This window comes from Methylobacterium sp. A52T (assembly GCF_053346095.1).
Map to the genome: position 1 here is coordinate 1 of NZ_JBKFBI010000196.1, position 8,295 is coordinate 8,295.

Sequence of the window (8,295 nt, forward strand, 5' to 3'; positions counted from 1 at the left end):
GTCCGCGGCGGCCTTCTCGGCCGCGGCCTTGAGGGCCGCCGCGCGCGCCTTGTCCATCTCGATACGATTGCGGCGGCGCTGCCGCTCCACCTGGTCGGCCTCGGTCAGCTCGATCGTCTCCAGCTCGCGCTGCAGCACGAAGGCCGCGAGGCCGTTCGACAGGGTGCCGACATCCAGCACCCGCTCGGGCGCGCCGAGCGGTCCGGTCAGACCGAACTGGACCGCGGGCGTCCCGGCATTCCAGCCGCGGGGCACCGCGCCGCCCGCGAGCGTGCCGCGGGCGTCGAGGCGCCCGGCGCGCAGGTCGTAGCCGACGGTGCCGACCCAGCGGGCCGGCCCGAGATCGAGGTCGAACGGCCCGGCCCGCAGCACGCCCCCCACGATCGTGGCGGCGGCCTGGGCGGATCCGCGCGCCTGCGCGCCGCCCCGGGCGAGTTCCTCGGTGACGAGTGCCTGGAGCCGGCCCTCGCGGAGCGGGTCGTCCATCTCGGCCGCGCGGGCGAGAGCCCGGCCGAGCGCCGCGGGATCGGCCACGGGCAGGCTCAGGTCCGTCAGGGTGAGCGCGCCGCTGCCCGAGAGGCTGTCGGCGAGGCCCGGCAGGGTCTCGGCCGTGGCGGCGAAGCGGAGGTCGGCGCTCAGGCGGCCGCCGAACGGGCCGCCGGCCAGGGTCGGGAGCGCCGCGCCGTCGAGGCTGCCCGAGCCCGAGACCGAGGCGCCGGCCCCGAGCCGGGCGATCGTCACCGAGCCCGCGAGGCGGCCGCCGGCGAGCTTGCCGGTCAGGTCGCGCAGGGTCAGGCCCGCGTCGGCGAGGCCGAGGGCGGCGGTCGCGTCGGTGGCGACGAGGCCGCGGCCGAGGTCCAGGCTGGTCACGCGGGTGTCGAGCGACAAGGCTGGATGGGCGGCCGGCGGGCCGAACGCGCCGTTCGTCCCCGGCGGGATCACCAGCGCGGCGGCGAGCTGCGGGATCGACAGACGGTCGAGGGCGAGGCGGCCGTGCAGGGCGCCGCCCGCCGACCGCAGCAGCGTCCCGTTCACCCCCGCGCCCGCAACCGTGCCGGCGAGCGCGGCGGCGGCCTCGCCCTGCTGCCGCGACAGCGTGACGGTCAGGTCGGCCGGCCACGCCCCCGGTGCCAGGGTCGCGGCGCCGGCCAGCGTCAGGAACGGCGCCAGATCGGCCGTCTCGGCGCGGAGCGTGCCGCCGGTGGGGACGAAGTCGGGACCGACCAGGATCGGACGGCCCGTGGCGAGGCGCAGGCCCGCGACCGTGCCGCTCGCCGTCAGGGCGAGGGACTGGCCGTCCGGCCGCTCGGCTCTCAGCCGAAGCTCGGCAGGTTGCTGCAGGCCGGCGAGGTCGGCGCGGCCGAACCACGGTCCGGCCCGCGGCGCCGTGAGGGTGGCGGTGCCGCCCTCGATCCGCGTGCCGCGGCTCGCGAGCGTCAGGTCGAGGGTGCCGCCGCCGGCGCTGCCCCGGGCCTGGGTCCGCAGGGCCGCGGCCGCGCCGCCCTCCCGGTCGAGGGTAACGGCGAGGTCGAGGGGCGCGTCCCGCAGGAAGGCGGGCAGCAGGCGGATCTCGCCCACCCAGACCCGCTCGAGCAGCCCGAGCAGCGGCCCCCCCGCCGGCGCCTTGAGGCGCCCGGAGACGCGGCCGGTCCCGTCCGCGCCGATCTGCCCGGACAGCCGGGCGCTGGCGCCGGCGAGGTCGGTGACGTCGAGGCTGTCGACCGTCAGTCCGGCGCCGTCCGACTGGATCCGCGCCGCGATCGTACCGGTGCCGGAGCCCGCGGTGCCGAACCGGACATCCTTCGCCTCGAGCGTCAGGGCGAGGTCGGTGTCGCGCAGGGTGCCGAGGGCCGTGCCGAGGGGCGGCAGGCCGGCGATGTCGAGGCCGGTGGCGCGGATCTGGGCCTCGAACCGGCCGCGCTCGGTGCCCTCGGCGGCGGTGTAGCGGGCGTTCCCGGTGATCCGCGCCGGCCCGAGGCCGAGGCGCATGTTGCGCAGGGACAGGCCGTTGCCGGCGGCCGACAGGTCGGCGGCGGCCTCGATCTTCCGCCCGTCGAGGAGCGCGACGAGCGGCCCCTCGGCGCCGAGGCGGCGCAGGTAGCGGCCGAGCGCCTCCGAGTCGGGGGCGGCGAGCGCCACCGGGCCGGAGAAGCGCAGCGGCGCCGTCTCGACCTGCCCGCTCGCCGTGACGGTGGACTCGGCCGGCCCGGTCACCGCGAAGCGGCGCAGCAGCAGGCCGCCGGCCCGCTCCAGGGTGCCGGTGAGGGCGAGGTTCGACCATTCCTCGCCGCCCAGCACGGCGCTGCCCACCGTGAGGTCGAGGTCGAGCATGGCCGGCAGGCTGCCGGCCGAGCGCGGCAGGCCCCGGGCGATCAGGTTCTGCCCCTCCGCCGAGGCCAGGAAGGCGTCGAGGTCGAGGCGGCGGGCGTCCAGGGTCAGGCCGGCGCGCCACTGGCGCAGGTCGAGCCGGCCGGTGCCGCCGAGCCGCAGGGCCCGGCCGCCGGGGTCGACGGCGAGGTCGACGGCCTCGAACCGCACCTGCGTGCCCCGGGCCTTGAAGGTGCCGGCCAGCGAGAACGGCAGGTAGGCGCCGGCCGCCTGGGTCGGCGGCCCGACGACGAGGCGGGCGGAACCCTCGGCCTCGACCTGGGCGCCGCCGGATTCGGCGGGGACGAGGCCGAACCGCGCGTCCGCCTCGAAGCGCGGCGCCGCGTCGCCGCCGCCGGAGATCTTGGCGGCGAGGCGCCCGTCCGGCCCCGGCGTGCCGCTGACCGCCCGAAACGGGACGCCGCCGCTCGTCCCCTCGATCCGCCAGGGCCCGACCAGGGCCGGCGCCTGCACGCGCAGGTCCTGGACGTAGAGCTGGTCGGTCCGCCCGGTGGCGGCGACCTGCGTGGTGACGAGGAACTGCTGGATCTGCAGGTTCTCGATGGCGAGGTCGCGGTCGCGCAGGGCCCCGCCGAAATCGGGCGGCAGCTTCAGCGTGTCCGGGCCGGCGACCGGGAGCTTGATCTCGGCCCGGCCGATCCGGGTCTCGGTGAAGCGGAACTCGCCCTTCAGGAGCGGCGCGAGGGCGATCTCGGCCTTGACGAACCGGGCATCCAGGCTCGGGCGGTCCGGATCGGCGCCGAGGTGGAGGCGGTCCACGCGCAGCCGCGGCGACGGCAGCAGGCGGACCTCGATCCGGCCGTCGGTCCGGACCGGAACGCCCAGGGACCGGGCGAGCGCCCGCTCGACGAGCCCGCGATGGGCCTGCCAGTCGACGAAGGGCGGGACCGCGAGCGCCGCCACGAGAACCAGGATGACGGCGCACGCCAGCGCGGTCAGAAGATCACGCAATGGTCCCGTTCCGCACCATCTCTGCGCGAGGCCGCGACCTCACCGGGCCGCCGTGCCCCGCGTGCCCCCGCGAGTCAGTCGCCACGGCCATAGCACGATAAGCCGCCGGGGGCGCCAGCGGCGATGCCACGGTCGGGAGCGGCTCTCTGGCTGCGCGCGCGAGGCGGCTCGCGGCACCCCGGGCCTGCGGCCTCCGGACCGGGCACGGGCCCCCTCTCCCGAACGGGAGAGGGGGCCCGTCGCGCTCTGCCGCCGCTGTCGCCCCCGATCACACACGTGCCGATCCGCGGCCGCCGAGGGGACGTCGGGGCGCGTCTGCGGAACCCGGATCACCCCGGCGCGGACAGCTGCGCTTCATGGCTCCGCGCCCCCGCCGCGGCGCGAACGGCCTCGACGCCGTTCGCGATTTGGTCCAGGGATGCGGGATGCAGAACCGCCCGCATCCGCAACCCGCCGGGGACGGCGCGCCCGCCACGTCCATCGCCGCCCGCGCCATGGGCACCCTCCGGCGCGACGCGGCCGGCTACCTCGAGGGGCTCAACCCCGAGCAGCGCCGCGCCGTCGAGACCACGGAGGGCCCGGTCCTGGTGCTGGCCGGGGCCGGCACCGGCAAGACCCGGGTGCTGACCACCCGCATCGCCCACCTGATCGCCACCAACCGGGCGCGCCCCTTCGACATCCTGGCGGTGACCTTCACCAACAAGGCCGCCCGGGAGATGAAGCACCGGATCGGCGCGCTGATCGGGCCGGCCGGCGAGGGCATGCCCTGGCTCGGCACCTTCCACGCCATCGGCACCAAGATCCTGCGCCGCCACGCCGAGCTGGTCGGGCTGAAATCCGACTTCACCATCCTCGGCACCGACGACCAGCTCCGGCTGATGAAGCAGGTCATCGCCGACCAGAACGTCGACGAGAAGCGCTGGCCGGCCCGGGCCCTGTCCCACGCCATCGACGGCTGGAAGAACCGCGGCCTCGGCCCCGAGCAGGTGCCCCCGGGCGAGGCCTCGGCCTTCGCGTTCGGCAAGGGCGGCGCCCTCTACACCGCCTACCAGGCCCGGCTCGCGACGCTCAACGCCGTCGATTTCGGCGATCTCCTGCTGCTCTGCCTCAAGCTCTGGCGGGAGAACCCCGACGTCCTGGCCAATTACCAGGACCGGTTCCGCTACATCCTGGTGGACGAGTACCAGGACACCAACGTCGCCCAGTACCTGTGGCTGCGCCTGCTGGCGCAGTCCCGGAAGAACATCGCCTGCGTGGGCGACGACGACCAGTCGATCTACGGCTGGCGCGGCGCCGAGGTCGACAACATCCTGCGCTTCGAGCACGATTTCCCGGGCGCGGTGGTGGTGCGGCTGGAGCGCAATTACCGCTCCACGGGCCACATCCTGGCCGCCGCCTCCGGGCTGATCGCCAGGAACGAGAGCCGCCTCGGCAAGACCCTGCGCACCGACGACGAGCCCGGCGAGCGCGTCACCGTGACGGGCGCGTGGGATTCGGAAGAGGAGGCGCGGATGCTCGCCGAGTCGATCGAGTCCCTCCAGTCCAAGCAGCACCCCCTGTCGGAGATCGCCGTGCTGGTGCGGATCTCCGCGCAGATGCGCGAGATCGAGGACCGGTTCGTCCAGCTCGGGCTGCCCTACCGGGTCATCGGCGGCCCGCGCTTCTACGAGCGCGCCGAGATCCGCGACGCCCTGGCCTACCTGCGCGCCACCGTGAACGTCAGCGACGACCTCGCCTTCGAGCGGATCGTGAACACGCCCAAGCGCGGCCTGGGCGACGCCACCCTGCAGCAGCTCCATACCTACGGCCGCGCCAACCGGCTGCCGCTGCGGATCGCCGCGGAGCGCCTGTGCGAGACCGACGAGCTGAAGCCCCGGGTCCGCTCGACCCTGCGCGCGCTGACCGAGAGTTTCTCGCGATGGGCGCGGCTCGCGGAGACGCAGCCGCACAGCGAGGTCGCGCAGACCATCCTGGAGGAATCCGGCTACACCGAGATGTGGCAGAAGGACCGCTCCGCCGACGCCGCCGGCCGGCTGGAGAACCTCAAGGAATTTGTCCGCTCCATGGAGGAGTTCCCCGACCTCGCGGCCTTCCTGGAGCACGTCTCCCTGGTGATGGAGGCCTCCGAGGCGGAGGGCGCCGAGCGGGTCTCGCTGATGACGCTCCACGCCGCCAAGGGGCTCGAGTTCGACACCGTGTTCCTCCCCGGCTGGGAGGACGGCCTGTTCCCGAACCAGCGGGCGCTGGACGAGAGCGGCCGGGCCGGCCTGGAGGAGGAGCGGCGCCTCGCCCATGTCGGGCTGACCCGGGCGCGCAAGCGCGCGAAGCTGTCCTTCGCGGTGAACCGGCGCATCCACGGCCTCTGGTCCTCGACCATCCCGTCCCGGTTCATCGACGAGCTGCCCGAGACGGCGGTCGACGTGGTCGAGGCCCCCGCGCACTTCTCCGCCGGCGCCTCGCGGTTCGACCGCAAACCGACGCCGTTCGGATCGAGCTACGGCACGCCGGGCTGGCAGCGCGCGCAGGCCAACACCGCGCCGGGCGGCCGGTCCGGGTTCGGATCGGGGTCCGGAGGCGGCTTCCGCTCGTCGGGCCCGGGCGGGCGGTCCGGCAGCCAGTCCGGCGGCCCCCGCCAGATCGAGGGCGAACTGATCGCCAAGTCGACGGGCGCGCCCTCGACCTTCCAGGGCGGCCAGCGGGTCTTCCACACCAAGTTCGGCCCCGGAACGGTCGCGGCGGTCGACGGCAACAAGCTGACCGTTGACTTCGACAAGGCCGGCCGGAAGATGGTCCTCGACAGCTTCGTCCAGGCCGGATCGAGCTAGTCCCGCCGACCAAGCCCGGACGTGTCAGGGCGGCAGGGTCGGCCGGCTTCGCCCACGCGGGCGGGGAGGATCGGAGATCGTGCCGGATGCCGCACCATCCCGTGTGATACGGTTCCCGGTCGAAGTCTTCCGTTTCCGCAGCCCGCGCCGTCTCTGTGAGCGGAGCGCAGCAATCCAGGGCAGCCCGACATCGGTGGGCTTGGCGCCCACCGGATCGCTTCGCTCGGCGCGCAGAGACGGCGGCGATCCATCGACCGGACGTCGTAGCGCGCGGCCCGTCGCTGATGCATCCGCGCCAGCCGCGCGGCTTTTTCGACGCCTCTCCAGCGACCGTCACCCCTTAGTCACACCCGGCGCGCAATCGTCGGGCGCGAACCGCACTGGTGCGCCAGTTGCATCGCGTATTCGGCCGCGCACGGAACGTCGTGACGCTCTCCACAGGCGGGCGAGCGCGGGGCGGAACCTTCGGCCTGGGGCCGGTATTAAGTTCCGCAAGCGAGTAGAACCGGGAGCAAGCAGGTAAACGGCAGTTCAGAAACAGATCCAGGTTGGCAAGTCCCGTTGGAGTGTACATCCATGAAGAGACGCCGCGCACGACTTGAACTGGTTGAAGACCGCACGTCCCGCATTCATCGCACACGCTTCGACGAAGAACGCAATCTCGCTCCCATCCAACCGCTCACCGAACGCCAAGCCGAGTACCTCGACGCCCTCGCCCGCTCGCCGCAGGTCATCGTCCTGGGGCCCGCCGGCACCGGCAAGACCTTCATCGCCGGCACCCGCGCGGCGGACCAGCTCCGCCAGCGCCGCATCGCCAAGGTGGTCATCACCCGCCCGAACGTGCCCTCCGGCCGGTCGCTGGGCTACTTCCCCGGTACCCTGGAAGAGAAGATCGCCCCCTGGGTCGCCCCCCTCACCGAGGCCATGAAGGAGCGCATGGGCGCCGCCGCCTTCGAGATCGCCCTGAAGACCGGCGACATCGAGATCGTCCCCTTCGAGGTTATGCGCGGCCGGACCTTCAAGAACTGCCTCGTGATCCTCGACGAGGCGCAGAACACCACGATCAACGAGATCAAGATGTTCCTGACCCGGATCGGCGACGATTGCCAGGTCATCATCAACGGCGACGTCTCGCAGACGGATCTCCGCGAGACCTCCGGCCTGCGGACCGTCATGCACATGGTCAAGAGCCGGATGATGCCGATCCCCGTGGTGGAGTTCACGCGCAACGACATCGTCCGCTCGGGCATCTGCGCCGAGTGGGTGAAGGCGTTCGAGGAAACGAATCTCTAAATCGGAAGTTGATGGCGGCGGGTCCTCGCAGACCCGCCGTGCCGTCATCCGGCACGAGACGACTCTCCGCACCTCCCTTTCGGGAGGATGAACCGGGCGCCGAGCCCGGCCTTCAGAGAACTGGAGTCTCCTCGTGAGGAAACTGACCTTCGCCTTCGCCGTGCTGGCCTCGCTCGGCGGCGCCGCCCTCGTCCAGCCGGCCTCGGCCGCCCCCGCGATGCCCGGCGCCGTGTCGGCGCCCGACGCGGTGACGCACGTGCGGATGACTCCCATGGAGCGGCGCATGATGCATCGCCGCATGGAGCGCCGCATGATGCACCGCCGCATGGAGCGTCGGATGATGCATCACCGCATGCACCGCCGCATGCACCGCATGTGATTCAGCGGCGGAGCGGGGTCGTCCGGCCCCGCTCCGCGCGCCCGGCCAGAACCGGGCGTTGCTCCCCGTTCCGAAGATTCCTATCTCGTCGTCTCGAATCGCGCCGTCAGGCGGCCGCCGCGGCAGCCGGCCGATCCGGGAGACCCCGATGCCCCCCTCCAATCGACTGTTCGACGACCTCGCCCGCCTCATGACGGACGCCGCCGGCGCCGCCCAGGGCGTCCGCCGCGAGGCCGAGACCGTGGTCCGGGCGCAGCTCGAGCGCGTCGTCCGCGACCTCGACATCGCCTCCCGCGAGGAGCTCGACGTGCTCCGCGACCTCGTGACCCAGCTCCAGGCGCAGAACGAGGCCCTGACGGCCCGCGTGGCGGCCCTGGAGGCGCGATCCGGGAGCGCCGGAGCGGGCGCCGCGGGCCTGAGCGAGGTGGTCTGAGTCTCCGCGGCAACGCCGCGGGCTTT

5 protein-coding genes are annotated in these 8,295 nt (G+C 73.8%); 4 read left to right on the forward strand and 1 reads right to left on the reverse strand.

All coding sequences use genetic code 11. The features are described 5' to 3' along the window. The coding region (locus ACLBYE_RS28235) for an AsmA protein (protein WP_447696703.1) at positions 1–3,339 on the reverse strand (3,339 nt) is incomplete at its 3' end. Positions 3,340–3,764: 425 nt separating this feature from the next. On the opposite strand from ACLBYE_RS28235, the gene ACLBYE_RS28240 reads away from it, so the two are divergent. The 4 genes from ACLBYE_RS28240 (at position 3,765) to ACLBYE_RS28255 (ending at position 8,269) form a co-directional block, all read left to right on the forward strand. After that, on the forward strand, positions 3,765–6,164 hold the full coding sequence (locus ACLBYE_RS28240; RefSeq protein ID WP_447696704.1) for an ATP-dependent helicase: 2,400 nt from the start codon (positions 3,765–3,767) through the stop codon (positions 6,162–6,164). A gap of 576 nt (positions 6,165–6,740) precedes the next feature. Beyond that, the gene (locus tag ACLBYE_RS28245; RefSeq protein WP_012321860.1) at positions 6,741–7,457 is read left to right on the forward strand and encodes a PhoH family protein; all 717 of its coding nucleotides are present in this window, start codon (positions 6,741–6,743) and stop codon (positions 7,455–7,457) included. A gap of 133 nt (positions 7,458–7,590) precedes the next feature. Then, entirely contained in the window at positions 7,591–7,836 is a 246-nt protein-coding gene (locus ACLBYE_RS28250) for a hypothetical protein (RefSeq protein WP_020090940.1), read from the forward strand. A 148-nt stretch (positions 7,837–7,984) separates the two neighbouring features. Continuing rightward, on the forward strand, positions 7,985–8,269 hold the full coding sequence (locus ACLBYE_RS28255; protein WP_020090941.1) for an accessory factor UbiK family protein: 285 nt from the start codon (positions 7,985–7,987) through the stop codon (positions 8,267–8,269). Positions 8,270–8,295: the final 26 nt, after the last annotated feature.

What these genes read in the sequence shown, in the direction of transcription:
- ACLBYE_RS28240 (WP_447696704.1), top strand. Translation starts at nt 3,765, where the DNA reads ATGCAGAACCGCCCGCATCCGCAACCCGCCGGGGACGGCGCGCCCGCC.
- ACLBYE_RS28245 (WP_012321860.1), top strand. Translation starts at nt 6,741, where the DNA reads ATGAAGAGACGCCGCGCACGACTTGAACTGGTTGAAGACCGCACGTCC.
- ACLBYE_RS28255 (WP_020090941.1), top strand. Translation starts at nt 7,985, where the DNA reads ATGCCCCCCTCCAATCGACTGTTCGACGACCTCGCCCGCCTCATGACG.